This window comes from Rhodovulum viride, assembly GCF_003265965.1.
Lineage (GTDB): Bacteria > Pseudomonadota > Alphaproteobacteria > Rhodobacterales > Rhodobacteraceae > Rhodovulum > Rhodovulum kholense.
Genome location: NZ_MUAV01000129.1, coordinates 1 through 836, shown reverse-complemented (window position 1 = coordinate 836; position 836 = coordinate 1). Strand labels below are relative to the sequence as shown.

Sequence of the window (836 nt, the reverse complement as noted above, 5' to 3'; positions counted from 1 at the left end):
GGCGGGCATTGCGGTGCCAGGCCTCATCGTCCTCGTAGACATCCTCCATCTTCAGGACCGCGCGCATCTGCACGCCCGAGGCGGCGCGGGCCGCGGCCTCCTGACCGGCGAGCGCCAGGCCCACGGATTCGGCCGCGACCTGGAGCGGGCTGCGGCCGGTCCAGCCGTCCTCGGCCATGTAGCGCAGATGCACCATGGCCCGCGACGGCGCCCGGCGCTGGATGCCCGCCCCGTCCTCGAAGGCATAGAAGCGCGCCCGGCCGTCGCGGAGCTCGGCGCAGAGATCGGGGCGGATCACCTCCAGCAGCGTCAGCTCGCCCGCCCCGTCGCGGGGCGCATAGGCATAGGCCCGGCCGCGCAGCGCGAAGGCATAGACGAGGGCAAAGCGCGCCACCTTCGCGGCCACGCCCGGCGCGGATTCGGTGTTGAGGAGGTACGTTGCGGCATGGTCCGCGACCGGCTCGGCCCGGCTGGGGCCCGTCCGCTGGTAAAGGCGCAGCGGCACCTTGGCGAGATCCCCCGCGATCACGTTGCAGCAGGCAAAGACCGTGGCATGACGTTGGGCGGCCAGCGGTGTGACCACCGGCAGCGAGCGGACCCGGGATTGCCCGCCCGCCCAGAGATCATTGAGCCAGGGCGACGGATCGCGCGTGCCCGAGGGCTCGACCGGCCCGGCCGAGGCCATGGCCGAGGTCATGTCGGCCGTAACCGGCGGTTCCGTTCGCATCATTCGGGCGGGCGCACGCCGCCCCAGAAATCGTCCGATCATACCGTTGCCACGTCCCGTGCCTTGCGTTTGCCCGCCTCGGCCTCGGCGCGTCCCAGCGCCATGATCG

Annotated in this window: 1 protein-coding gene; it reads right to left on the bottom strand. The window is 72.5% G+C overall.

The window, feature by feature from the left end; genetic code table 11:
* Positions 1-769, bottom strand: a 769-nt coding sequence (locus tag BYZ73_RS21400) for a phage portal protein (protein ID WP_425451109.1), incomplete at its 3' end; no start/stop codon positions are given.
* Positions 770-836: the final 67 nt, after the last annotated feature.